This is a genomic window from Pseudomonas sp. Colony2, assembly GCF_019382755.1.
Classification (GTDB): Bacteria; Pseudomonadota; Gammaproteobacteria; order Pseudomonadales; family Pseudomonadaceae; genus Aquipseudomonas.
The window spans coordinates 6,124,657-6,149,939 of sequence record NZ_CP080030.1 but is presented as its reverse complement, the minus strand read 5'-3'; the positions used below and the strand labels follow the sequence as shown (position 1 = coordinate 6,149,939).

24 protein-coding genes are annotated in these 25,283 nt (G+C 59.9%); 19 read left to right on the top strand and 5 right to left on the bottom strand.

All coding sequences use genetic code 11. From position 1 onward, the window contains the following. Positions 1 to 57: 57 nt before the first annotated feature. Positions 58 to 771, bottom strand: a complete 714-nt coding sequence (locus tag JV201_RS24985) for an SIMPL domain-containing protein (protein WP_003216012.1) — start codon at positions 769 to 771, stop codon at positions 58 to 60. Between the two features lie 206 nt (positions 772 to 977). Between JV201_RS24985 and JV201_RS24980 the strand changes: the two genes are divergently transcribed. The 3 genes from JV201_RS24980 to JV201_RS24970 all read left to right on the top strand — a co-directional run bounded on the left by JV201_RS24980 (position 978) and on the right by JV201_RS24970 (position 4,618). Then, positions 978 to 2,240, top strand: a complete 1,263-nt coding sequence (locus JV201_RS24980; protein ID WP_003216013.1) for an ATP-binding protein — start codon at positions 978 to 980, stop codon at positions 2,238 to 2,240. Next, positions 2,233 to 2,793: a response regulator transcription factor gene (locus tag JV201_RS24975; protein ID WP_003216016.1), complete on the top strand. Its 561-nt coding sequence runs from the start codon at positions 2,233 to 2,235 to the stop codon at positions 2,791 to 2,793. The genes JV201_RS24980 and JV201_RS24975 overlap by 8 nt, the downstream gene beginning before the upstream one ends. A gap of 100 nt (positions 2,794 to 2,893) precedes the next feature. Then, positions 2,894 to 4,618: an ABC transporter ATP-binding protein/permease gene (locus JV201_RS24970; protein ID WP_219406154.1), complete on the top strand. Its 1,725-nt coding sequence runs from the start codon at positions 2,894 to 2,896 to the stop codon at positions 4,616 to 4,618. 198 nt (positions 4,619 to 4,816) lie between these two features. On the opposite strand, the gene JV201_RS24965 is transcribed toward JV201_RS24970, so the two are convergent. After that, the gene (locus JV201_RS24965; RefSeq protein ID WP_003216019.1) at positions 4,817 to 5,254 is read right to left on the bottom strand and encodes a YhcB family protein; all 438 of its coding nucleotides are present in this window, start codon (positions 5,252 to 5,254) and stop codon (positions 4,817 to 4,819) included. A 147-nt stretch (positions 5,255 to 5,401) separates the two neighbouring features. On the opposite strand from JV201_RS24965, the gene JV201_RS24960 reads away from it, so the two are divergent. From JV201_RS24960 to zapE, 3 genes are all read left to right on the top strand, one after another. Then, on the top strand, positions 5,402 to 6,031 hold the full coding sequence (locus JV201_RS24960) for an alpha/beta hydrolase (protein WP_102604577.1): 630 nt from the start codon (positions 5,402 to 5,404) through the stop codon (positions 6,029 to 6,031). Between the two features lie 16 nt (positions 6,032 to 6,047). Further along, positions 6,048 to 7,403: a tryptophan--tRNA ligase gene (locus JV201_RS24955; protein WP_177080092.1), complete on the top strand. Its 1,356-nt coding sequence runs from the start codon at positions 6,048 to 6,050 to the stop codon at positions 7,401 to 7,403. A 78-nt stretch (positions 7,404 to 7,481) separates the two neighbouring features. Next, positions 7,482 to 8,576: a cell division protein ZapE gene (gene zapE / locus JV201_RS24950; RefSeq protein ID WP_003216025.1), complete on the top strand. Its 1,095-nt coding sequence runs from the start codon at positions 7,482 to 7,484 to the stop codon at positions 8,574 to 8,576. A gap of 193 nt (positions 8,577 to 8,769) precedes the next feature. Here the strand turns inward: zapE and JV201_RS24945 are convergent, their stop codons facing one another. Further along, on the bottom strand, positions 8,770 to 9,690 hold the full coding sequence (locus JV201_RS24945; protein WP_173406101.1) for a GlxA family transcriptional regulator: 921 nt from the start codon (positions 9,688 to 9,690) through the stop codon (positions 8,770 to 8,772). A 220-nt stretch (positions 9,691 to 9,910) separates the two neighbouring features. On the opposite strand from JV201_RS24945, the gene JV201_RS24940 reads away from it, so the two are divergent. Continuing rightward, positions 9,911 to 11,047 carry an acyl-CoA dehydrogenase family protein gene (locus JV201_RS24940; protein WP_003216028.1) on the top strand — a complete coding sequence of 379 codons (1,137 nt, stop codon included), beginning with the start codon at positions 9,911 to 9,913 and terminating at the stop codon, positions 11,045 to 11,047. Positions 11,048 to 11,170: 123 nt separating this feature from the next. Here JV201_RS24940 and JV201_RS24935 read toward each other — a convergent pair whose 3' ends face one another. Next, positions 11,171 to 12,211, bottom strand: a complete 1,041-nt coding sequence (locus JV201_RS24935; RefSeq protein WP_219406153.1) for an NADP(H)-dependent aldo-keto reductase — start codon at positions 12,209 to 12,211, stop codon at positions 11,171 to 11,173. Between the two features lie 248 nt (positions 12,212 to 12,459). Between JV201_RS24935 and rplM the strand changes: the two genes are divergently transcribed. From rplM to JV201_RS24895, 8 genes are all read left to right on the top strand, one after another. Beyond that, complete coding sequence (gene rplM / locus JV201_RS24930; RefSeq protein ID WP_003216032.1) at positions 12,460 to 12,888, top strand: 50S ribosomal protein L13; 429 nt, start codon at positions 12,460 to 12,462, stop codon at positions 12,886 to 12,888. A 14-nt stretch (positions 12,889 to 12,902) separates the two neighbouring features. Beyond that, the gene (gene rpsI / locus JV201_RS24925) at positions 12,903 to 13,295 is read left to right on the top strand and encodes a 30S ribosomal protein S9 (protein WP_003216038.1); all 393 of its coding nucleotides are present in this window, start codon (positions 12,903 to 12,905) and stop codon (positions 13,293 to 13,295) included. Positions 13,296 to 13,561: 266 nt separating this feature from the next. Then, a complete protein-coding gene (gene petA, locus JV201_RS24920) occupies positions 13,562 to 14,158 on the top strand; it encodes a ubiquinol-cytochrome c reductase iron-sulfur subunit (RefSeq protein WP_003216040.1) in 597 nt (198 codons plus the stop codon). Then, positions 14,158 to 15,369 carry a cytochrome bc complex cytochrome b subunit gene (locus JV201_RS24915; protein ID WP_003216042.1) on the top strand — a complete coding sequence of 404 codons (1,212 nt, stop codon included), beginning with the start codon at positions 14,158 to 14,160 and terminating at the stop codon, positions 15,367 to 15,369. Before petA ends, JV201_RS24915 begins: the two co-directional genes overlap by 1 nt. Further along, positions 15,369 to 16,148, top strand: a complete 780-nt coding sequence (locus tag JV201_RS24910; RefSeq protein WP_003216044.1) for a cytochrome c1 — start codon at positions 15,369 to 15,371, stop codon at positions 16,146 to 16,148. Before JV201_RS24915 ends, JV201_RS24910 begins: the two co-directional genes overlap by 1 nt. Positions 16,149 to 16,293: 145 nt before the next feature. After that, entirely contained in the window at positions 16,294 to 16,911 is a 618-nt protein-coding gene (locus JV201_RS24905; RefSeq protein ID WP_003216049.1) for a glutathione S-transferase N-terminal domain-containing protein, read from the top strand. Positions 16,912 to 16,928: 17 nt separating this feature from the next. Further along, the gene (locus JV201_RS24900; protein ID WP_003216051.1) at positions 16,929 to 17,348 is read left to right on the top strand and encodes a ClpXP protease specificity-enhancing factor; all 420 of its coding nucleotides are present in this window, start codon (positions 16,929 to 16,931) and stop codon (positions 17,346 to 17,348) included. A gap of 170 nt (positions 17,349 to 17,518) precedes the next feature. Next, positions 17,519 to 18,268: a FadR/GntR family transcriptional regulator gene (locus tag JV201_RS24895; RefSeq protein ID WP_008437251.1), complete on the top strand. Its 750-nt coding sequence runs from the start codon at positions 17,519 to 17,521 to the stop codon at positions 18,266 to 18,268. A 202-nt stretch (positions 18,269 to 18,470) separates the two neighbouring features. Here JV201_RS24895 and JV201_RS24890 read toward each other — a convergent pair whose 3' ends face one another. Beyond that, a complete protein-coding gene (locus JV201_RS24890; protein ID WP_177040249.1) occupies positions 18,471 to 19,625 on the bottom strand; it encodes a phospholipase in 1,155 nt (384 codons plus the stop codon). 224 nt (positions 19,626 to 19,849) lie between these two features. On the opposite strand from JV201_RS24890, the gene kdgD reads away from it, so the two are divergent. From kdgD to garD, 4 genes are all read left to right on the top strand, one after another. Then, the gene (kdgD, locus tag JV201_RS24885; protein ID WP_003216058.1) at positions 19,850 to 20,761 is read left to right on the top strand and encodes a 5-dehydro-4-deoxyglucarate dehydratase; all 912 of its coding nucleotides are present in this window, start codon (positions 19,850 to 19,852) and stop codon (positions 20,759 to 20,761) included. A 54-nt stretch (positions 20,762 to 20,815) separates the two neighbouring features. Then, the gene (locus JV201_RS24880; protein ID WP_219406152.1) at positions 20,816 to 22,261 is read left to right on the top strand and encodes an aldehyde dehydrogenase family protein; all 1,446 of its coding nucleotides are present in this window, start codon (positions 20,816 to 20,818) and stop codon (positions 22,259 to 22,261) included. Positions 22,262 to 22,348: 87 nt separating this feature from the next. Next, complete coding sequence (locus JV201_RS24875; protein WP_219406151.1) at positions 22,349 to 23,713, top strand: MFS transporter; 1,365 nt, start codon at positions 22,349 to 22,351, stop codon at positions 23,711 to 23,713. A gap of 13 nt (positions 23,714 to 23,726) precedes the next feature. Beyond that, positions 23,727 to 25,280, top strand: coding sequence for a galactarate dehydratase (gene garD, locus JV201_RS24870; protein ID WP_088422717.1), 1,554 nt, complete (start codon positions 23,727 to 23,729; stop codon positions 25,278 to 25,280). The last annotated feature ends 3 nt before the right edge of the window (positions 25,281 to 25,283 follow it).

Sequence of the window (25,283 nt, the reverse complement as noted above, 5' to 3'; positions counted from 1 at the left end):
CAGGCAAAAAAAAACGCTGCCCGTGGGCAGCGTCATTGCAACTGGGGTACCGCTCGATCAAGGCATCTGGACTTCGATCACGCCATCTGCGGTCATGTTGACCTGGCTGGTGCCGGCTTCGACTTCCGGCGTCGGTGCCGAATCCATCGCTGCGGCTTTCATCATCATCCCGCCACGTGCATACGGCTGTGGATAACCGTTGGTGTTGAAGTTCAGGTTGACGATCTTGTAGCCCTTGCCGCCCAGCGCATCGGTGGCCAGTTGGGCACGGGCCTTGAATGCGGTGACCGCTTCTTTAAGCAGGGCATCTTCGCTGGCCTTGCGGGTCGGGTTGGCGATGGCGAAGTCCATGCTGTCCATTTTCAGGTTGGTCAGCATGTCGCCGGTGAGCTTGGACAGGGCGGCGAAGTCGGCACTTTCCATGCGCAGCTCAGCGCGTTCACGCCAGCCGGTGATTTTCTGGTTCTTGTTGTCGTAGATCGGGTAGCTGTTGCGGCTACCCTGGCGCAGGGTCACGCCTTTGACTTCGCGGGCCTGGGCCAGCGCCTTGTTCATGGTGGTGGTGATTTCGGCGGCAAGCTTGGCCGGGTCGGTGTTCTGCGACTCGGTGTACAGGGTGACGATCATCTGGTCGCGCGCCACTTCCTGGCTGACTTCGGCACGCAGGGAAATCTGGTTGTAATGCAGTTCGTCAGCGGCCATGGCCGGCAGGCTGGCGAGGGTAGCGGCGCCGAGGGTGAGGGTGGCTGCACTGCGAATGAAACGAGACATGTAAGCTCCTTGAGATGTTCGTGTTCGGTAAGACTGTAGACGCAAGGTTTCAGTTCTTCGGGTTTACACATTCGCTACAAGTTGGCGGATGCCGACGAACGGTCATGATCCTGACCCCTGCGTCAAAGAGCCACACACGCCGTGCCAGCGCTGTCGCTTCGTTTATACTCCGTGCGATCCGCCTGCAGCGCTCATCGGGAGAGCTCATGCTCGCCGCCGTAAAACTGACTTCCGCCACCCGCCAGAACCTTTGGCGCCTGACGTTCATCCGCACCCTGGTGCTGGCCGCACAGGCCGGTTCGGTGGGGCTCGCCTATTGGTTCAAACTGCTGCCGCTGCCCTGGTTGCAGTTGGCCGTGACCCTCGGCTTCTCCACGGTGCTGTGTGTATTTACCGTCATCCGGCTGCGCACCACGTGGCCTGTGACCGAGCTGGAATACGCCCTGCAACTGGCCTGCGACCTGTTTATCCACAGCGTGTTGCTGTACTTCTCCGGCGGCTCCACCAACCCGTTCGTGTCCTATTACCTGGTGCCACTGACCATCGCGGCGGTGACCTTGCCGTGGCGTTATTCGGTGGTGCTGTCGGGTATTGCCCTGACCCTGTACACCCTGCTGCTGGCACAGTTCTACCCGTTGCAGACCTTCCCCATCGCCCGGGAAAACCTGCAGATCTACGGCATGTGGCTGAGCTTTGCCCTGTCGGCGGCGGTCATCACCTTTTTTGCCGCACGAATGGCGGAAGAGCTGCGCCGCCAGGAAGAGCTGCGCGCCATTCGCCGTGAAGAAGGCCTGCGGGACCAGCAGCTGCTGGCCGTCGCCACCCAGGCCGCCGGCGCGGCCCACGAATTGGGCACGCCGCTGGCGACCATGAGCGTACTGCTCAAGGAAATGACCCAGGACCACCACGACCCGGCCCTGCAAGACGACCTGAGTGTGCTGCAGGAACAGGTCAAGCAGTGCAAGCTGACCTTGCAGCAGCTGGTGCGCGCCGCCGAGGCCAATCGCCGCCTGGCGGTGGAGATGCAAGACGTCACCCAGTGGCTGGACGAAGCCCTGAACCGCTGGCACCTGATGCGTCCCGAAGCCAGTTACCGGTTCCACCTGCTGGGCCAGGGCACGGTGCCGCGCATGGCGCCGCCGCCGGACCTGACCCAGGCGCTGCTGAACCTGCTGAACAACGCCGCCGATGCCTGCCCGGAAGGGTTGGAAGTGACCCTGGACTGGGATGCGGAAGACTTCACCATCAGCATTCGCGACCACGGCGCCGGTGTGCCGCTGGCGATTGCCGAGCAGATCGGCAAGCCCTTCTTTACCACCAAGGGCAAAGGCTTCGGCCTGGGCCTGTTTTTGAGCAAGGCCAGCGTGACCCGCGCGGGCGGCTCAGTGAAACTCTATAGTCATGAGGAAGGCGGTACGCTCACCGAGCTGCGCCTGCCCCGTGTCGCACGAGGAGACATCGATGAGTGACGAGATCCAAGTCGAAGGCGAAGAACTGCCGCACCTGCTGCTGGTAGATGACGACGCCACCTTTACCCGCGTGATGGCCCGCGCCATGAGCCGTCGTGGCTTTCGCGTCAGCACCGCAGGTTCCGCCGAGGAAGGCCTGGCCATCGCCACGGCCGACCTGCCGGAATACGCGGCCCTGGACCTGAAAATGGACGGCGACTCCGGCCTGGTGCTGCTGCCCAAGCTGCTGGAGCTGGACCCGGAAATGCGCGTGGTGATCCTCACCGGCTATTCCAGCATTGCCACCGCCGTCGAGGCGATCAAGCGTGGCGCCTGCAACTACCTGTGCAAGCCGGCAGATGCCGACGACGTGCTGGCCGCCTTGCTCTCCGAGCACGCTGACCTCGACACCCTGGTGCCGGAAAACCCGATGTCGGTGGACCGCCTGCAGTGGGAACACATCCAGCGGGTGTTGACCGAGCACGAAGGCAACATCTCCGCCACGGCCCGCGCCCTGGGCATGCATCGTCGAACGTTGCAGCGCAAGTTGCAGAAACGCCCGGTTCGACGTTGAACGGCGACTGAACAATCTGCTTCAGGCCGCACGGAGCCCTGAACCGATCGTCTATGATCGGTTCAAACGCCTGTTATTTTTTTCCTACCGAGCCTGAACAATGAATCAGAACGCTGAGTATTCCGCGGTCAATGACGCGGTGCGTGGGCAATTTTTAAGGAAAGTCTGGGCGCTGATCACCCCCTACTGGCGCAGTGAGGAGAAGTTCAAGGCCTGGCTGTTGTTGCTGGTGGTGCTGGGGCTTTCGCTGTTCAGTGTGGCCGTGTCGGTGTGGTTCAACAGCTGGAACCGCGACTTCTATAACGCCCTGGAAAAGAAGGACTACGACGCCTTCACCCACCTGCTGATGTATTTCAGCGTGATCGCCGTGGTGGCGATCGTCACCGGGGTGTTCACTTCCTATTTGCAGCAAATGCTCACCATCCGCTGGCGGCGCTGGCTGACTGAAACCTACTTCGCCAAGTGGCTGAGCGAGAAGAACTACTACCACCTGGAATATGGCGGCTACACCGATAACCCCGACCAACGTATCTCCGAAGACCTCAACGCCTTTACCAGCAGCACCCTGAGCCTGGGCCTGGGGTTTATCAGTAACCTGGTGAGCCTGGTGTCGTTCTCGGTGATCCTGTGGGGCGTGTCCGGCAGTATCGAGGTTTGGGGCATCACGATTCCCGGCTATATGTTCTGGGCGGCACTGGTATATGCCGTGCTGGGCAGTTGGTTGACCCACTTGATTGGTCGAAAACTGATCGGCTTGAGCAACCGCCAGCAACGCTTCGAGGCCGACTTGCGTTTCAGCCTGGTGCGGGTGCGCGAGAACGCGGAAAGCATCGCGCTGTTCAATGGCGAGCCGAATGAACACCAGCAACTGAGTGCACGTTTCGGGCGGGTGTGGAGCAACTTCTGGAGCATCATGCAGCTCAAGAAGCGCCTGAACTTTTTCACCAGTGGTTACTCGCAGATCGCGATCATCTTCCCGTTTGTGGTGGCAGCGCCGCGTTACTTTTCCGGCCAGATAGAGCTGGGCGTGCTGATGCAAGTAGCCAGTGCGTTTGGCAGCGTGCAGGGCAGCCTGAGCTGGTTTGTCGACGCGTACACCGTGTTGGCCAGCTGGCGTGCGACCTGTGATCGTCTGCTGAGCTTTGGCGAGGCGATGGAAGAAAACGAAGGCCGCAACACGGGCATCGAGTTGCAACGCCAGGGCGGCGATTTGCAGATGAGCAACCTCAGCCTCGATCTGGCGGATGGTCGTCACCTGCTGGATGGCGCCAACCTGACGGTTGCCGAGGGTGAGCGATTGATGCTCAGCGGGCGTTCCGGCAGCGGCAAGTCAACCTTGCTGCGGGCCATGGGCAATCTCTGGCCAAACGGCCACGGCAACATCCGCTTGCCGGCCGAGCGTTATCTGTTTCTGCCGCAAAAGCCGTACCTGCCGATTGGTACCTTGCGGGGTGTGTTGAGTTATCCACAGGAGGAGGGCGCGTACCCGGCGCAACGTTATGCACAGGTCCTGGAAACCTGCCGCCTGGCGCATCTGATTCCACGCTTGGACGAAGCCAATCACTGGCAGCGCATGCTGTCGCCGGGTGAGCAACAGCGCCTGGCGTTTGCGCGGGCGTTGTTGTTTGAACCGCAATGGCTGTACATGGACGAGGCCACCTCGGCGATGGACGAGGAAGATGAGGCGGCGCTGTATCAGGCGTTGATCGATGAGTTGCCGGGGTTGAGCATCGTCAGCGTCGGGCACCGCAGCAGCCTCAAGCGTTTCCATGGGCGGCACGTGCGGATACAGGACGGGCAGCTACAAGAACAGCCAGTGTCCTGAAGTCGGACTCGGTCAATGTGGGAGCGGGCTTGCTCGCGAATACGGTGGGTCAGTTAATACATAGGGTGACTGATAGACCGCATTCGCGAGCAAGCCCGCTCGCACATTGGATCAGTGTCGTCTGGTCGACCTGATTCCAACAAAAAAGCCCGGCTGATCATCGATCAGCCGGGCTTTTTCATGCCGCTTGAAAAGCTATTACTTCTTCAAGCCGTAATGCTCATCCAGCATCCCCGGGGCATTTGGCGTTTTTGGCGCGTAATCCCGTGGCGGTTCCTGATTTTCCCGCGGAGGGGTCAGGCGTTCCCGTGGAGCGTGCGGTGCATCGGAATGCAGCGCGGCCAGCAGGCGCTGGCGGGTGATGTCGTCCAGGGCCAGGCGGTTGGCACCCTCGGCGAGATGATCCTGTACTTCCTGATAGCTCTGAGTGAGCTTTTTCACCAGGGTCGCGGTGCTGTTGAAGTGGGTAACAACCTCGTTCTGATAACTGTCAAAACGTTCCTGAATGTCATCCAGCTGACGCTGCGTGCGGTTAGGCGCGGCATTCGGCAGCAGGCGGGCAACCAGGAATCCAATGGCGACACCGGCAACCAAGGCGAGAGTCGGCAACAACCAAACTAAGAGCGAGTGTTCCACGAGTCCTTCCTCTATAAACGGCTTTGCTTTACGTTAACGGCTCGGACCTGCGCTGTATACCGCGATTAAGCTCGCAATGATGCCATGCACAGACTTTTAGCTAGACGAGTCGACCCCTTGAGAGGTCACGGAGTTCCTTCCTTGCTGATGCGTGAAACCCCCGTTTTGATCGATGGCCCGGTAGGCCAACTGGACGCCCTGTATCTGGATCACCCCGAGCCACGTGGCCTGGCGCTGATCTGTCACCCGAACCCGGTGCAGGGCGGCACCATGCTCAACAAAGTCGTATCGACCCTGCAACGCACCGCGCGCGATGCCGGCTTGATCACGTTACGTTTCAATTATCGCGGTGTCGGCACCAGTGCCGGTACGCACGATATGGGCACCGGTGAAGTCGACGACGCCGAAGCGGCAGCCACCTGGCTGCGTGAAAAGCATCCCGACCTGCCGATCACCCTGCTGGGTTTTTCCTTCGGCGGGTTTGTCGCGGCCACCCTCGGCGGCCGCCTGGAAGCCAAGGGCGAAAAACTCGCGCACCTGTTCATGGTGGCCGCGGCCGTGATGCGCCTGCGGGATAACGACGTGTTGCCACAAGGCTGCCCATTGACCGTGATCCAGCCGGAAACCGACGAAGTGGTCGACCCGCAACTCGTCTACGACTGGTCCGCGGCCCTGAATCGCCCCCATGAGCTGCTGAAAGTGGCAGAATGCGGACACTTTTTTCATGGCAAGCTGACCGATCTCAAGGATCTTGTGCTGCCACGTCTTTCGAATTGATGACAAGCGATCACCCATGACGACCCGTACCCGCATCCTCACCGGCATCACCACCACCGGCACGCCGCACCTGGGCAACTACGCCGGCGCGATTCGCCCGGCGATCCTTGCCAGCCAGGACGCCAACGCCGACTCCTTCTACTTCCTGGCCGACTACCACGCCCTGATCAAGTGCGATGACCCGCAGCGCATCCAGCGCTCGCGCATGGAAATCGCCGCGACCTGGCTGGCCGGTGGCCTGGATGTGAACCGGGTAACCTTCTACCGCCAGTCCGACATCCCGGAAATCCCCGAGCTGACCTGGTTGCTGACCTGCGTGGCGGCCAAGGGCCTGCTCAACCGTGCGCACGCCTACAAGGCCTCGGTGGACAAGAACCTGGAGAACGGCGAAGACCCGGATGCGGGGATCACCATGGGCCTGTACAGCTACCCGGTGCTGATGGCCGCGGACATCCTGATGTTCAACGCCCACAAGGTGCCGGTCGGTCGTGACCAGATCCAGCACGTGGAAATGGCTCGCGACATCGGCCAGCGCTTCAACCACCTGTTCGGCAAGGGTAAAGAATTCTTCACCATGCCCGAAGCGCTGATCGAAGAAAGCGTCGCCACCTTGCCGGGCCTGGATGGCCGCAAGATGTCGAAGAGCTACGACAACACCATCCCGTTGTTCACCAGCGCCAAGGACATGAAGGACGCAATCTCGCGGATCGTCACCGACTCCCGCGCGCCGGGCGAAGCCAAGGATCCGGACAACTCGCACCTGTTCACCCTGTACCAGGCGTTTGCCACCCAGGCCCAGGAAGAAGAGTTCCGCGGCGAACTGCTGCAGGGCCTGGGCTGGGGTGAGGCGAAGAACCGTCTGTTCCAACTGCTGGACGGCCAGTTGGGTGAAGCGCGCGAGCGTTATCACCAGCTGATGTCGCGCCCGTCGGACATGGAAGACCTGCTGCTGGTCGGCGCCCGCAAAGCCCGCGCCGTGGCTGCACCGTTCCTGGCCGAACTGCGTGAAGCGGTGGGCCTGCGCTCGTTCGTCAACCCGGTCGCCGTGGCTGCCACCACCAAGAAGAAAGCTGCGAAAGCCGCGCGCTTTGTCAGCTTCCGCGAAGACGACGGCAGCTTCCGCTTCCGTTTGCTGGCGGCCGAAGGCGAGCAACTGCTGCTGTCGCGCAACTTTGCCGACGGTAAAACCGCAGGCGCCGTAACCAAGCAGCTGCAATCGGGGCAGGCGCTGGATGTCCGCAGTGAAGCCTCGAGCTTCAGCGTGTGGCTGGACGGTGAAGTCGTCGCCGATAGCCCGGCGTTCGCCGACAGCGTCTCGCGGGATGCGGCGATCGAAGCCTTGCGCGTTGCGTTGACCCCAATCGAGGATTGACCCGACCAAGGGTTGATTGCCATTCTTCAGGGCCGTCGTTACAGTGGCGGCCCGTTTTTGTTGCCTTGCTAACGAATTATGACGCCCCTAGAACGATATCAAGCTGATCTGAAACGCCCTGAATTCTTCCATGACGCTGCCCAGGAAACTGCGGTGCGCCATTTGCAGCGCCTGTACGACGACCTGGTCCAGGCCTCGCAGAACAAGCCGGGCATGTTCAGCAAGCTGTTTGGCAAGAAAGACCATACGCCGGTCAAGGGCCTGTATTTCTGGGGTGGTGTTGGCCGGGGCAAGACTTACCTGGTGGACACCTTCTTCGAAGCGCTGCCGTTCAAGGAAAAGGTCCGCACCCACTTCCACCGCTTCATGAAGCGCGTGCATGAAGAGATGAAGACCCTGCCGGGCGAAAAGAACCCGCTGACCATCATCGCCAAGCGCTTCTCGGAAGAAGCCCGGGTGATCTGTTTCGATGAGTTCTTCGTGTCCGACATCACCGACGCGATGATCCTCGGCACCCTGATGGAAGAGTTGTTCAAGAACGGCGTGACCCTTGTCGCCACCTCGAACATCGTGCCCGACGGCCTGTACAAGGACGGCCTGCAACGCGCGCGTTTCCTGCCGGCCATCGCCCTGATCAAGCAGAACACCGACATCGTCAACGTCGACAGCGGCGTCGACTACCGCCTGCGTCACCTTGAACAAGCCGAACTGTTCCACTACCCGCTCAACGAAGTGGCCCAGGAAAGCCTGCGCAAGAGTTTCCGCGCGCTGACGCCGGAATGCACCCAGGCGATTGAAAACGACAAGCTGATCATCGAAAACCGCGAAATCATCGCACTGCGCACCTGCGATGACGTGGCCTGGTTCGAATTCCGCGAACTGTGCGACGGCCCTCGCAGCCAGAACGACTACATCGAACTGGGCAAGATCTTCCACGCGGTGATCCTGAGCGGTGTCGAGCAGATGAGCGTCACCACCGACGACATCGCGCGGCGCTTTATCAACATGGTCGACGAATTCTACGACCGCAACGTCAAGCTGATCATCTCGGCGGAAGTCGAGCTCAAGGACCTCTACACCGGCGGCCGCTTGAACTTCGAATTCCAGCGCACCTTGAGCCGCTTGCTGGAAATGCAGTCCCACGAGTTTCTGTCGCGGGCGCACAAGCCGTAAGCGATGTGCTTGAAATGAAAAAGGCCCGCAGCGATGCGGGCCTTTTTTTATGCAAATTTCCAGGTCAACAGAAAGCAACTGTGGGAGCCGGGCTTGCCCGCGATAGCGGTCTGTCGGTTGATGCCGCTGGTGCCTGGCACGCCGCCATCGCAGGCAAGCCAGCTCCCACATTTTTACTGCGTATACCCTTTGGTTACGCGGCCTGCTGGAACTGCTGGCGATACTGGTTGGGCGACAGCTCGGTATGCTGGCGGAACAGCCTCGCAAAGAAGCTCGCGTCGTCGTAGCCCACCTCGTAACTGATGGTCTTGATGCTTTTGCGGCTGCCGGACAGCAGGCCCTTGGCTGTCTCGATGCGCAACCGTTGCAGGTAGTGCAGCGGCTTGTCACCGGTGGCGGTCTGGAAGCGGCGCATGAAGTTGCGGATGCTCATGCCGTGTTCCCGGGCCACGTCTTCGAAGCGGAACTTGTCGGCGAAGTGCTCTTCGAGCCAATGCTGGATCTGCAGGATGATCACGTCCTGGTGCAGCTTCTGCCCGCCAAAACCGATGCGCCCGGGGGCGTAGCTGCGTTGCACTTCGTAGAGGATGTCGCGGGCCACGGCCTGGGCGATGTTGGCGCCGCAGAAGCGTTCGATCAGGTAGATGTAGAGGTCGCAGGCTGAAGTGGTGCCGCCGGCGCAGTAGAGGTTGTCGGCGTCGGTCAGGTGCTTGTCCTGGTTCAGTTGCACCTTGGGAAAGCGTTCGGTGAAAGCGTTGAAGAAGCGCCAATAGGTGGTCGCTTCCTTGCCATCCAGCAGGCCGGCTTCGGCGAGCCAGAACACCCCGGTGGCTTCGCCGCACAACACCGCGCCACGGGCGTGTTGTTCGCGCAGCCAGGGCAGCACTTGGGGGTAGCGTTGGCACAACGAGTCGAAATCGTCCCAGAAGGCCGGGAGCACGATGATGTCGGCGTTTTCGAGGCCGCCGTCCACCGGCATGATCACATCGCTGAAGCTGCGCACCGACTGCCCGTCGGGGCTGACCAGGCGGGTTTCGAAGGCGGGAGTGAGGCCCTGGCCCAGCTGTTTGCCGTAGCGCAGGCTCGCGAGGTGGAAGAAATCCTTGGCTTGCATTAGGGTTGAAGCGAATACCCGATCAATGGCCAAAATGCTGACGCGCCGCAAGGGCGTGGAGATTTGGTTAGACATAATTTCATTTATTCTTATAGGGGAAAGTGGTCACCAGACGGCTGGATCGTCTTATTTTTTGTCGCATGTGTCCAGTGTCCTGTGACGCCTTCGCGGCTTAGGCTCTGTGATCCCGGTCTTGTCCGACAATTCACACAGGTGACCCATGATTCCCAGAACCTTGTTCAGCTCGGAGCACGAACTCTTCCGCCAGAGCGTGCGCACCTTCCTCGAAAAAGACGCGGCGCCGTTCCACGGGCAATGGGAAAAGCAGGGCTACATCGACCGCAACCTGTGGAACAAGGCGGGGGAGGCGGGGATGCTCTGCTCGCATTTGCCGGAAGAGTACGGCGGCCTCGGGGCGGACTTTCTCTACAGCGCGGTGGTGATCGAGGAGATCAGCCGCCTGGGATTGACCGGGATTGGTTTCTCCCTGCATTCGGACATTGTTGCGCCCTACATCCTGCATTACGGCAGTGAGGCGCTGAAGCACAAGTACCTGCCCAAGCTGATCTCCGGGGAAATGGTCACGGCGATTGCCATGACCGAGCCGGGGGCCGGGTCCGACCTGCAAGGGGTCAAGACCACGGCGGTGCTGGATGGCGATGAATACGTGATCAACGGCTCCAAGACGTTCATCACCAATGGCTTCCTGGCTGATCTGGTGATCGTCGTGGCCAAGACCGATCCCAAGGCCGGCGCCAAGGGCACCAGCCTGTTTCTGGTGGAGGCCAACACGCCGGGTTTCGACAAGGGCAAGCGCCTGGAGAAGGTCGGGATGAAGGCCCAGGATACATCGGAGCTGTTCTTCCAGGATGTGCGGGTGCCCAAGGAGAATCTGCTGGGCCAGGCGGGGATGGGCTTTGCCTACCTGATGCAGGAGTTGCCGCAGGAGCGTTTGACGGTGGCGATTGGTGCGCTGTCGTCAGCTGAGGCGGCGTTGCAATGGACGCTGGAATACACCCGGGACCGCAAGGCGTTCGGCAAGGCGATCATCGACTTCCAGAACACCCGATTCAAACTGGCGGAGATTGCCACTGAAACCCAGATCGGCCGGGTGTTTGTCGACAAGTGCATGGAGTTGCACCTGGAAGGCAAGCTCGATGTGCCCACGGCAGCGATGGCCAAATACTGGGCCACGGACCTGCAGTGCAAGGTGCTGGATGAGTGTGTGCAACTGCACGGCGGGTATGGGTTTATGTGGGAATACCCGATTGCGCGGGCGTGGGCAGATGCGCGGGTGCAGCGGATTTATGCGGGGACGAATGAGATCATGAAGGAGATTATTGCGCGGGCGCTTTGAATTCTTGGTGTTTTTGAGGGCCTCTTCGCGAGCAAGCCCGCTCCCACATTCGACTGCATTCCAAAGGTGGAACTCGGTGGAATGTGGGAGCGGGCTTGCTCGCGAAGGCGGTCTAGAGATCAATCAAGGCGCAGGATTCGGATGATCCTTCTGGATCGCCTCAATCCCCGCCAGCACCTCATCCGACAGTTTCAGGTCGGCGCTGGCGATGTTGCTGTCCAGCTGCTCCAGGGTCGTGGCGCCAATGATGTTGCTGGTCACGAACGGTTGTTGGGTTACAAACGCCAATGCCATCTGCGCCGGGTCCAGGCCGTGCTCACGGGCCAGTGCCAAATAACGGCTGCATGCAGCTTCCGACTGCGGGTTGAAGTAGCGGCTGAAGCGGCTATAGAGGCTCAGGCGGCCCTTGGCCGGGCGTGCGCCACCTTCGTACTTGCCGCTGAGCATGCCGAACGCCAGCGGTGAATACGCCAGCAAACCGCACTGTTCACGGATGGCGATTTCCGCCAGGCCCACTTCAAAGCTGCGGTTGAGCAGGTTGTAGGGGTTCTGGATCGACACCGCGCGGGTCCAGCCACGGGCTTCGGCCAGGGCCAGGAACTTCATGGTGCCCCACGGGGTTTCGTTGGACAGGCCGATGTGGCGGATCTTGCCGGCCTTGACCTGCTCATCCAGGGCTTCGAGGGTTTCTTCCAGCGGCGTCAGGTCTTCTTCGGCCTTGTGCTTGTAGCCCAGTTGGCCGAAAAAGTTGGTGCTGCGTTCCGGCCAGTGCAGCTGGTAGAGGTCGATCCAGTCGGTTTGCAGGCGCTTGAGGCTCGCGTCCAGGGCTTCGGCGATGTGCTTGCGGTTGTGCTTGAGGCTGCCATCGCGGATGTAGTCGATGGTGTTGCCGGGGCCGGCGATCTTGCTGGCGAGGATCCAGTCGGCACGGTCGCCGCGGCTTTTGAAGTAATTACCGATGTAGCGCTCGGTGGTGGCGTAGGTGTCGGCCTTGGGCGGCACCGGGTACATTTCCGCGGTGTCGAGGAAGTTGATCCCCGCGGCCTTGGCCCGTTCGATCTGTGCGAAGGCCTCTGCCTCGCTGTTCTGCTCGCCCCAGGTCATGGTGCCCAAGGCTATCGCGCTCACGTTCAGATCGGTTCGGCCCAGCTGTCGATAGTCCATCGGGTACTCCTTCGGGGAAAACAATCATAAAAGCAGGTTGAAATTTTTTTGGCAATCTGCATAATTGCCCACCTCTTTCTGCAGTGGAAGTGATGCGCCGCCTGCCGAAGAATCTTGCCGTTGAACGGACGCGCCGACCCGAGCCCCCGATAGCGTCTGTATCCGGCTGCCTTTGACTTGTCAAAGTACGCACTATTCAGTAAGATCCGCCGTCTAATTTACAGGGCGGCCCCTGAGGCTATTAAAGAATGACAACTTTTACTGCAAAACCAGAAACAGTTCAGCGCGACTGGTTTGTCGTCGACGCCGCTGGTCAGACCCTGGGTCGTCTGGCCACTGAAGTCGCCAGCCGTCTGCGTGGCAAGCACAAGCCTGAGTACACCCCTCACGTTGATACCGGTGACTACATTGTCATCATCAACGCCGAGCAGGTACGTGTTACCGGCAACAAAGCGCAAGACAAAATGTACTACCGTCACTCCGGTTTCCCAGGCGGTATCAAGTCTTCGAACTTCGAAGGCCTGATCTCCAAAAAGCCTGAAGCCCCGATTGAAATCGCGGTCAAAGGTATGCTGCCGAAGGGCCCACTGGGTCGCGACATGTATCGCAAGCTGAAAGTCTATGCGGGCGCTGCTCACCCTCATGCTGCTCAGCAGCCCCAAGAACTGAAGTTTTAACGGAATAGTTCATTATGTCGGCGACTCAAAATTACGGCACTGGCCGTCGCAAAACCGCTACCGCTCGCGTTTTCCTGCGTCCGGGTACTGGTAACATCTCGATCAACAACCGCACTCTGGAAAATTTCTTCGGTCGCGAAACTGCCCGCATGGTAGTTCGTCAGCCGCTGGAATTGACCGAGACCGTTGAAAAGTTCGACATCTACGTCACCGTTATCGGTGGCGGTGTAAGTGGTCAAGCTGGCGCAATCCGCCACGGTATCACTCGCGCTCTGATGCAGTACGACGAAACCCTGCGTGGCGCTCTGCGCAAAGCTGGCTTCGTGACTCGCGATGCTCGTGAAGTTGAACGTAAGAAAGTTGGTCTGCGTAAAGCGCGTAAGCGTCCGCAGTACTCGAAGCGTTAATTCGCTTTTACGTTCCAGAAAACGCCCAGCCTCCTCACGGAGCTGGGCGTTTTTTATTGCCTGCTATTTATGTAAAAAAATCTGTGTGACAACTTGCCACATCCGTAGAGCCCCTATACTCAAAGGCTTGGAGCCAGTGCCGGGGGTAATTACCTTGTCAGACGTGGGGCTTTTCATTACCATTCGGCAAAATTTTTATAAGTTCAGATTTAACACTTAGTAGACGCCTGATTTAACAGGCCACAAAGCTGATGGGAGAGGACTGAATGAGCAATGACGGCGTGAATGCAGGCCGGCGTCGCTTCTTGGTAGCAGCCACATCCGTGGTGGGTGCTGCAGGAGCGGTGGGGGCTGCGGTCCCGTTCGTGGGGTCATGGTTTCCCAGTGCCAAGGCGAAAGCCGCAGGTGCACCGGTGAAGGTGAATGTCAGCAAGATCGATCCAGGCCAGCAAATGATTGCTGAATGGCGCGGTCAGCCAGTGTTCATCGTTCGTCGTACCGAGGAAATCCTGGGAAATCTGAAGAAGATCGAGGGCCAGCTGTCCGACCCCGACTCGAAGAATTCCGACCAACCCGCTTACGTCGATAAGGAAATTCGCTCGATCAAGCCGGAAATTCTGCTGCTGATCGGTATCTGCACCCACTTGGGTTGCTCTCCCACCTTCCGCCCGGAAGTGGCGCCCGCGGACCTGGGCAAGGACTGGGTCGGGGGCTATTTCTGCCCGTGCCACGGTTCTCACTACGACCTCGCTGGCCGCGTCTACAAGTCACAACCTGCACCACTGAACCTGCCAGTTCCGCCACATCACTACGAGACTGACAGTGTCATTGTCATTGGCGTCGACGAGGGGGAGAAAGCCTGATGAGCAAGTTCATGGATTGGGTGGATGCGCGCTTCCCCGCGACCAAGATGTGGGAAGACCACCTCAGCAAGTACTACGCACCGAAGAATTTCAACTTCTTCTATTTCTTTGGCTCCCTGGCACTTCTGGTACTGGTCAATCAGATCGTTACCGGTGTCTGGCTGACGATGAGCTACACCCCGTCGGCCGAAGAAGCCTTCGCCTCCGTCGAATACATCATGCGCGACGTCGAGTACGGCTCGATCCTGCGTCTGCTGCACTCCACCGGCGCCTCGGCGTTCTTCATCGTCGTCTACATGCACATGTTCCGTGGCCTGCTCTACGGTTCGTACCAGAAGCCCCGCGAGCTGGTATGGGTGTTCGGCATGCTGATCTACCTGGCGCTGATGGCCGAGGCCTTCATGGGCTACCTGCTGCCGTGGGGCCAGATGTCCTATTGGGGTGCCCAGGTGATCATCTCGCTGTTCGGTGCGATCCCGGTCATCGGCAACGACCTGACCCAGTGGATTCGCGGTGACTACCTGATCTCCGGGATCACCCTGAACCGCTTCTTCGCCTTGCACGTGGTGGCCTTGCCGATCGTGATCCTGGGCCTGGTAGTGCTGCACATCCTGGCGTTGCACGAAGTGGGTTCGAACAACCCCGACGGCGTGGATATCAAGAAGCACAAGGACGAAAACGGCGTACCACTGGACGGCATTCCGTTCCACCCGTACTACACCGTGAAAGATATCGTCGGTGTGGTGGTGTTCCTGTTCATCTTCTGCTCGATCGTGTTCTTTTTCCCGGAGATGGGCGGTTATTTCCTCGAGAAACCGAACTTCGAACAGGCGAACGCCTTCAAGACCCCGGAACACATTGCCCCGGTCTGGTACTTCACTCCGTTCTACGCGATCTTGCGGGCGATTCCCGACAAACTCATGGGCGTTATCGCCATGGGCGCAGCGATTGCGGTGCTGTTCGTGCTGCCGTGGCTCGACCGTAGCCCGGTCAAGTCCATGCGCTACAAGGGCTGGCTGAGCAAGATCTGGCTGTGGGTGTTCTGCATTGCGTTCGTGATCCTGGGTGTACTGGGCGTATTGGCGCCGACCCCGGAGCGTACGTTGCTGTCGCAGGTCTGCACCTTCCTGTACTTCGCCTACTTCATTCTGATGCCGTTCTATACCCGGCTCGAGAAGACCAAACCGGTACCGGAAAGGGTGACTGGCTGATGAAAAAATTATTCGTTGCATTCATTCTTGCGGCCCTGCCGCTGCTGTCTTTCGCCGCTGAACACGGCCCAGAACTGGAAAAAGTCGACATCGATGTGTCGGACAAAGCCGCGATGCAGGACGGGCTGCGTACGTTCACCAACTACTGCATGGGCTGCCACAGCGCCAAGTTCCAGCGTTACGAGCGCGTGGCCGACGACCTGGGCATTCCCCATGACGTGATGCTGAGCCACTCGGTGTTCACCGGGGCGAAGATCGGCGACCACATGACCATCGGCATGCAACCGGCCGACGCCAAGACCTGGTTCGGGGCTGCACCGCCCGACCTGACCCTGGTGGCCCGTGTGCGTGGCACCGATTGGCTCTATGGCTACCTGAAATCCTTCTATGAAGACCCGACGCGTCCCTACGGCGTGAACAACAAAGTGTTCCCGAACGTCGGTATGCCTAACGTTCTGGTCGGCCTGCAAGGTCGCCAAGTGGTAGGATGCAAGCAAGTACAAATCGTCGAAGACGGCAAGAAGCAGTATGATCCGCTCACCGGTACGCCTCTGACTCATGAAGCGTGCGATCAGCTGACCATAGTGCCGAAGACCGGCACGCTGAACGAAGAGCAGTTCGACGAGAAGGTCAAGAATCTGGTGACCTTCCTGGCCTACTCGGCCAACCCAGTGAAGCTGCAGCATCAGCGCATTGGTACCTATGTGTTGCTGTACCTGGCCTTCTTCTTCGTGTTCGCCTATCTGCTGAAACGCGAATACTGGAAGGATGTGCATTGATCCAACCGTAAGTAATTGCTGTTAATCTTGCGCGCCCAGCGGCATCTCTGAAGGTAAGTCTGGTTTATCCAGGCGTCACGGAGATGCTCACTGGGCGCGCTCGTTTTTGAGCTTCCGATAATTTCAACAAGCGAGGAGGACCGCCATGGGCGTGACCAATCGGTTGGCCTGTTACTCCGACCCCGCCGACCACTATTCCCACCGAGTACGCATCGTGCTCGCAGAGAAGGGTGTCAGCGCAGAGATCATCAGTGTGGAGGTGGGACGTCACCCGCCGAAACTGATCGAAGTGAACCCTTACGGCAGCTTGCCCACCCTGGTCGATCGTGACCTGGCGTTGTGGGAGTCAACCGTGGTGATGGAATACCTGGATGAGCGTTATCCCCATCCACCGTTGCTGCCGGTGTATCCGGTGGCGCGTGCCAACAGCCGCCTGCTGATCCATCGGATCCAGCGTGACTGGTGTGGCCTGGTGGACCTGATTCTGGATTCACGCAGCAAGGAAGCGGCCCGGGTTCAGGCGCGCAAGGAATTGCGCGAGAGCCTGACCGGTGTTTCGCCGTTGTTTGCCGACAAACCTTTTTTCCTCAGCGAGGAACAAAGTCTGGTGGATTGCTGCCTATTACCCATACTCTGGCGCTTGCCGATTTTGGGCATAGAACTGCCGCGGCCTGCCAAGCCGCTGCTTGACTACATGGAGCGCCAGTTTGCGCGTGAGGCTTTCCAGGCGAGTCTGTCTGGTGTCGAACGCGATATGCGCTAAGGCTTAAGGAGCCGTTGATGAACTCCAGTCGACCTTACCTGGTCCGCGCGCTCTATGAGTGGATAGTGGACAACGATTGCACCCCGCACATGCTGGTCAATTCCGAGTTTCCCGCGGTTCAGGTACCGCAAGGTTTTGCCAGTGACGGACAAATCGTCCTGAACGTTTCACCCAGTGCCGTGCGACACCTGCACATGGACAATGAAGCGGTCAGCTTTGAAGGGCGTTTCGGCGGTGTGCCGCATACGCTGTTCGTGCCCATCGGTGCCATCCTCGGGATCTACGCCCGGGAAAATGGCCAGGGCATGGTGTTTGATCTGGAGTCTTCCCTTGAGGATGACGAAGCGATCGAGCTCGAAGGCGAAGATGATGTGCCGCCGCCGGATTCCGAGCCACCGCGTCCAAGCGGTCGGCCGAGTCTGAAAGTGGTGAAGTAACAAGGCGCGGGCCCTCGGGCCAGCGTTGAAAATGCCTCGGCGATGCCGGGGCATTTTTTTGCCTGGCGAAAACCCCGGCGGTTATAGATGAAAGTCATGACAGGACGGTGATCGTACAACCGCCATGGGCTATCATGCGTGCTTCAGATCGCCGAGATAGATGATTCATCATGGAAAACTCCAGCGCCGCCCCTCGTCTTCCCCGCAAGCGCCGCAGCCTTGCCCAGGAATTGGTCACGGTGTTGTCCGAGCAGATCCGCGACGGCCAACTCAAACGTGGCGACAAACTGCCCACCGAGTCGGCGATCATGGACGCCCATGGGGTCAGCCGCACCGTGGTGCGTGAAGCCATCTCGCGATTGCAGGCCGCCGGGCAGGTAGAAACCCGCCATGGCATCGGTACCTTTGTGCTGGATACGCCAAGCCCCAGCGGTTTCCGGATTGATCCGGCCACTGTTGTCACCCTGCGTGATGTGCTGGCCATCCTTGAACTGCGGATCAGCCTGGAAGTGGAGTCTGCCGGGCTTGCTGCCCAGCGCCGTAGCGACGAGCAATTGGCCGGCATGCGTGCTGCCCTCGATGCGCTGAACGAAAGTGCGGCCCACGCCGGTGATGCGGTGGCGTCGGACTTCCAGTTCCACCTGCAGATTGCCCTGTCCACCGGCAACCGCTACTTCACCGACATCATGACCCACCTGGGCACCAGCATCATTCCGCGCACGCGGCTGAACTCGGCACGCCTGGCCCATGATGACCAGCAGCACTACATGAGCCGCCTGAGCCGCGAACACGAAGAGATCTATGAGGCGATCGCGCGCCAGGATTCGGATGCGGCGCGGGCGGCCATGCGGTTGCACCTGACCAACAGCCGTGAGCGGCTGCGCCATGCCCATGAAGAGGCGGAAGCGCAGCGCGGTTGATTCCAGGCTGGACGTAAGCGTGTGGCTTGAAAGCTCATTGTGGCGAGGGAGCTTGCTCCCGTTGGGCCGCGCAGCGGCCCCAAAATCCATTGCCCCGAGTTCTGTCTGAAAGAACCCCGTGTTCTTGCTGGGGCTGCTTCGCAGCCCAACGGGAGCAAGCTCCCTCGCCACAGGTTAATGCGCGAGGCTTAACTCACGTCTTTCAGGCCGGCTGATTCGGCTTGTAGTCCTTGAGCAGCAGATACGTGCTCCAACCCCACCAGTCATTGGTCCACTGCTTGTCGTTCAGGTTGTTGACGTCCTTGCGTCGCAGCACCTTGTCGCCTTCAGCCTTGAACAGCGGTGAGAAGTTGTTCACCGGGTTCTGCGCGGCGTTCAGGTCCGGCACATACAGCGGTGCCTTGAAGTTGGCCGGGGAGGGCGCCATGCCGCTGATAAACGTTTCGAAGATCTCATCGGCCGAGGCCTGCACGGCGCGTTTGACCATGGCGCGGTTGGCCGCATCGTTGCTGTCGAAATAGCGTTTATCACCGTAGGCATGCCACTGCTCGCCCAGGGCGTTGCGCACATTGAGCCCGAACTTGCTGTCTTCATCGTGCATGAAGCGGCTGATCAGCGAGCCCAGTTCACCCGGTGTCACCACCGCCGCCAGTTGCTTGCGCGGTACCCGCAGGTGCCCGGCGGAAAATAGATCGGTCAAAAAGTGATCAGCAAAGCTGTTCATGGCATAGGCCAGTTCCAGCGCCTGGTCGGTGCCGGTCTGATGCGCCACGACGGCTTGTTGCAAGGCTGCCGTATGCCCCGCCAAATAGGCCGCCAAAGCCCATTCGCCAAAGTGGTCGGCATTGTCTGCCGCCAGTTTCAGGTAGCGCCCCAGTGGAATCAGTGCCGAGACAGCACTGCCGCCGCCGGTGATGCGGTTCCATTCCTCGGACAAGGTGTCACCCAGCGCGTCATACGCTTCATGGGGTTGCTTGCCATCCTTGATCGCCTGGTTGACCGCATTGATCTCCTTTTGCATCACCGCGAGGATCTTGCCCGCTTCTTCCCGTGATGCTGGCAATACCGCCAGCGAGTTGAACGCATCGGTAAAGCGCTGCACACGATCAGCGGGCGATGTGCCTTCGTTGATGGGGCGTCCGGGGATGCCATAGAAATCACCGCCCAGGGCGATGATCTGGCCGTAGCTCAGCGCAAGGCCATTGGGCAGGTGCAATTCGACCTGCCGGGCGGGAATCGGCGGGGCGTCCTTGACGAAACGCAACAGGGTGTCGTCGCCGATGGCGGTGTGTTCGCCGCCTTCAAAACGCAGGGTTGGCGGGGTTTTCACAGGTGTGGCGAGTTCAAGATCTGACATGTTAGCTCCTTGCTATGTCGTAGGAATCTTCCGTAATAACTGTACGTATATACAGTTATTCAGAGCATAGAGGAAAAACTTCATACGTCAAGAAAGCAGCAATCGAGAAGGGCGGCGATGAATTGCAGTTGACGAATATTTTTATAGTTGTACGATGACGTACGACATCAAGATAATCATCCGTAATCTCACAACAGAAAGTCTTCGCCCAGGGTGTTCGAATAATGAATCCACAAGAACTGAAGTCCATCCTCTCTCACGGTCTGCTGTCTTTCCCGGTGACCGATTTCAATGCCCAGGGTGATTTCCACCAGGCGGGCTACATCAAGCGTCTGGAATGGCTGGCCCCTTATGGCGCTACCGCCTTGTTCGCCGCTGGCGGCACCGGTGAGTTTTTCTCCCTGGCGGCCAGCGAATATTCGCAAGTGGTGAAAACCGCCGTTGATACCTGCGCCACCAGCGTGCCGATTCTTGCCGGTGTCGGCGGTGCCACCCGCCAGGCCATCGAGTACGCCCAGGAAGCCGAGCGTCTTGGCGCCAAAGGCTTGCTGCTGCTGCCGCACTACCTGACCGAAGCCAGCCAGGATGGGGTTGCCGCCCACGTTGAAGCGGTGTGCAAGTCGGTCAAGATCGGTGTAGTGGTCTACAACCGTAACGTCTGCCGCCTGACCGCGCCGCTGCTGGAACGCCTGGCCGAGCGCTGCCCGAACCTGATCGGTTACAAGGACGGCCTGGGTGACATTGAATTGATGGTGTCGATCCGTCGTCGCCTCGGTGACCGTTTCAGCTACCTGGGCGGCTTGCCGACTGCAGAGGTTTACGCCGCTGCCTACAAGGCCCTGGGCGTGCCGGTGTACTCCTCGGCGGTGTTCAACTTCATTCCAAAAACCGCGATGGATTTCTATCACGCCATTGCCCGGGAAGATCACGCCACCGTCGGCAAGATCATCGACGACTTCTTCCTGCCGTACCTCGACATCCGTAACCGCAAGGCCGGTTACGCGGTGAGCATCGTCAAGGCCGGGGCGAAAATCGTCGGCTACGACGCAGGCCCCGTGCGTACCCCGCTGACCGATCTGCTGCCGGAAGAATACGAAGCCCTGGCCGCGTTGATCGACAAGCAAGGCGCGCAATAACCCATCACCAAGGCCGCTGAGTAATCAGCGGCTTTTTGCGTCAGGAGAGAATTCGTGTCCCAAGCCAAGCGTTTTGAAAACTACATCGGTGGCCAGTGGGTTGCCGGCGCCGACTACTCGGCCAACATCAATCCGTCGGAGTTGTCTGATGTCATTGGCGAATACGCCAAGGCTGACCTCGCCCAGGTTCACGCGGCCATCGACGCTGCGCGCGCTGCTTTTCCGGCGTGGTCCACTTCCGGGATCCAGGCGCGTCATGATTCGCTGGATAAAGTCGGTACCGAAATCCTCGCCCGTCGCGAAGAACTCGGCACCCTGCTGGCCCGGGAAGAGGGCAAGACCCTGCCGGAAGCCGTCGGCGAAGTGACCCGCGCCGGTAACATTTTCAAATTCTTCGCCGGTGAATGCCTGCGCCTGTCCGGCGACTACCTGCCGTCGGTGCGTCCGGGCGTCAACGTTGAAGTGACCCGTGAGGCGTTGGGCGTGGTTGGCCTGATCACGCCGTGGAACTTCCCGATTGCCATCCCGGCCTGGAAGATCGCCCCGGCCCTGGCCTACGGCAACTGCGTGGTGCTCAAACCGGCTGAACTGGTACCGGGCTGCGCCTGGGCCCTGGCCGAAATCATCTCCCGCGCCGGCTTCCCTGCCGGTGTGTTCAACCTGGTGATGGGCAGCGGCCGTGTGGTCGGCGATGCCATGGTCAACAGCCCGAAAGTCGACGGCATCAGCTTCACCGGCTCGGTGGGCGTGGGTCGTCAGATCGCCGTCAGCTGCGTGTCGCGCCAGGCCAAGGTGCAGTTGGAAATGGGCGGCAAGAACCCGCAGATCATTCTCGACGACGCCGATCTCAAGCAAGCCGTCGAGCTGTCGGTACAGAGCGCGTTCTACTCCACCGGCCAGCGTTGCACCGCGTCCAGCCGCTTTATCGTCACCGCCGGGATTCACGACCAGTTCGTCGCGGCCATGGCCGAGCGGATGAAGTCGATCAAGGTCGGCCACGCCCTGAAAACCGGCACCGACATCGGCCCGGTGGTTTCCCAGGCCCAACTGGACCAGGACTTGAAGTACATCGACATCGGCCAGAGCGAAGGCGCCCGGCTGGTCAGCGGCGGTGAGCTGGTGACCTGCGACACCGAAGGCTACTTCCTCGCGCCGACGCTGTTTGCCGACAGCGAAGCCGCGATGCGCATCAGCCGTGAAGAGATCTTCGGCCCGGTGGCCAACGTGGTGCGCGTGGCGGATTACGAGGCGGCGCTGGCGATGGCCAACGACACCGAGTTCGGCCTCTCGGCCGGTATCGCCACCACCTCGCTGAAATACGCCAACCACTTCAAGCGTCATTCCCAGGCCGGGATGGTGATGGTCAATCTGCCGACTGCCGGTGTGGATTACCACGTTCCATTCGGCGGCCGTAAGGGTTCATCCTACGGTTCGCGTGAGCAGGGTCGCTATGCGCAAGAGTTCTACACCGTGGTGAAAACCAGCTACATCGGTTCGTAACGGCTGCACCCTGTGGCGGGTCCGTGCCCGCCACAGGCTTACAATTTGATTACCCGCAAAAAAAATAATTAGTGGGAGTACATCTTCATGCAAGCGACCAAGCCGACCCATGTCCGTTATTTGATCCTGCTCATGCTGTTCCTGGTGACCACGATCAACTACGCCGACCGGGCCACCATCGCCATTGCCGGCTCCAGCCTGCAAAAAGACCTCGGCATCGACGCGGTCACCCTTGGCTATATCTTCTCCGCATTCGGTTGGGCCTACGTGGCCGGGCAAATTCCCGGCGGCTGGCTGCTGGACCGCTTCGGTTCGAAAAAAGTCTACGCCCTGAGTATCTTCACCTGGTCACTGTTCACCGTGCTGCAAGGCTATGTCGGTGAGTTCGGTGTTTCCACGGCCATCGTTGCGCTGTTCATGTTGCGCTTCCTGGTGGGCCTGGCTGAAGCGCCATCCTTCCCCGGAAATGCGCGCATCGTGGCGGCGTGGTTTCCTACGGCTGAACGCGGGACTGCCTCGGCGATCTTCAACTCGGCGCAGTACTTCGCGACTGTGTTGTTCGCACCGCTGATGGGTTGGATCGTCTACACCTTCGGCTGGCGGCACGTGTTCGTGGTGATGGGCGGCATCGGTATCGTGTTCTCGCTGATCTGGCTGAAAGTTATCCACAGCCCGCGCCAGCACCCGATGATCAACGAGGCCGAGTTCCAGCACATCGCTGCCAACGGGGCCATGGTCGACATGGACCAGGACAAGGGCAGAGGCAAGAAAACCGACGGCCCGAAGTGGGATTACATCCGTCAGTTGCTGACCAACCGCATGATGCTCGGCGTGTACCTGGGCCAGTACTGCATCAATGGCATCACCTATTTCTTCCTGACGTGGTTCCCGGTGTACCTGGTTCAAGAACGCGGCATGACGATTCTCAAGGCTGGCTTCATCGCGTCCTTGCCGGCGATCTGCGGCTTTATCGGCGGCGTGTTGGGCGGGGTGATTTCCGACTACCTGCTGCGCAAGGGCCATTCGCTGACCTTCGCCCGCAAGGCGCCGATCATTGGTGGCTTGCTGATTTCCAGCAGCATTGTCGCGTGCAACTACGTGGACATCGAATGGATGGTGGTGGGCTTCATGGCCCTGGCCTTCTTCGGTAAAGGCGTTGGCGCACTGGGCTGGGCGGTTGTGTCCGACACCTCGCCGAAACAAATCGCTGGCTTGAGTGGCGGTTTGTTCAACATGTTCGGCAACCTGGCCTCCATCAGCACCCCGATCGTGATCGGCTACATCATCAGCACCACAGGCTCCTTCAAGTGGGCGCTGGTGTTTGTCGGTGCCAACGCATTGCTGGCGGTGTTCAGCTACCTGGTAATCGTTGGCCCGATCAAGCGTGTAGTGCTCAAAGAGCCGCCGGCCAAAGGCCCCGAGATGACTAAACTTTCCCAAGCGCATTCCTGAAGGGGCCCGCGTCATGCAGTTGATTGAACATGCCGATTCGCCACGCTCCATCCGTTTGCACGCACTGGATAACGTGGTGATTGTGGTCAACGACCAGGGCGTACCGGCGGGGACCGAGTTTCCCGACGGCCTGGTGACGGTGGATTTCATTCCCCAAAGCCACAAGGTGACGCTGGAAGACATCCCCGAAGGCGGCCGCATCATTCGCTACGGCCAGACCATCGGTTATGCCCTGCGCCCGATTCCCCGCGGCAGTTGGGTGCAGGAAGATCAACTGCGCATGCCCACGGCGCCGCCGCTGGACAGCTTGCCGCTGTCCACTGAAGTGCCCGAGGCCCAGGCGCCCCTGGAAGGTTTTACCTTCGAGGGTTATCGCAATGCCGACGGCACCGTGGGCACGCGCAATATCCTCGGGATTACCACCACGGTGCAGTGCGTCACGGGCGTGCTGGACCATGCGGTGAAGCGCATCAAGGACGAGTTGCTGCCCAAGTACCCGAACGTCGATGACGTGGTGGCGCTGACCCACAGCTACGGCTGCGGCGTGGCGATCACGGCCACCGACGCCTACATCCCGATCCGCACCGTGCGTAACCTGGCGCGCAATCCGAACCTGGGCGGTGAAGCCCTGGTGATCAGCCTGGGTTGCGAGAAGTTGCAGGCCGGGCAGGTGATGCATGAAAACGACAGCTCGGTAGACCTGAGCGAGCCATGGCTGTATCGGTTGCAGGACTCCAGCCACGGCTTTACCGAAATGATCGAACAGATCATGGAACTGGCCGAAACCCGCCTGAAGAAACTCGACCTGCGCCGGCGGGAAACCGTACCGGCGTCGGAGTTGATCCTCGGCATGCAGTGCGGCGGCAGTGATGCGTTCTCGGGGATTACCGCGAACCCGGCGCTGGGTTATGCCTCGGATTTGCTGCTGCGGGCGGGCGCGACGGTGATGTTTTCCGAAGTGACCGAAGTGCGCGATGCGATCTACCTGCTGACTTCCCGTGCCGAGAACCAGGACGTGGCCCGGGAACTGGTGCGGGAAATGGACTGGTACGACCGCTACCTGGCCAAGGGCGAGGCAGATCGCAGCGCCAACACTACGCCGGGGAACAAGAAGGGTGGGTTGTCGAATATTGTCGAGAAGTCGTTGGGTTCCATCGTCAAGTCGGGCAGTAGTGCGATCAATGGCGTGCTTGGCCCGGGCGAGCGGTTCAATCGCAAGGGCCTGATCTTTTGCGCCACGCCGGCGAGTGATTTTGTGTGCGGCACGTTGCAGTTGGCGGCGGGGATGAATTTGCATGTGTTCACCACCGGGCGTGGCACGCCCTATGGGCTGGCGATGGCGCCGGTGGTGAAGGTCTCGACCCGGACGGAGCTGGCACAGCGTTGGCCTGACCTGATTGACATCGACGCCGGGCGGATCGCCACCGGCCGGGCGACGATTGAGGAGCTGGGTTGGGAGTTGTTCCACTTCTACCTGGATGTGGCCAGCGGCAAGAAGCAGACATGGGCGGAGCAGCACAAGCTGCATAACGACATTACGTTGTTCAATCCCGCGCCGATTACTTAAGAC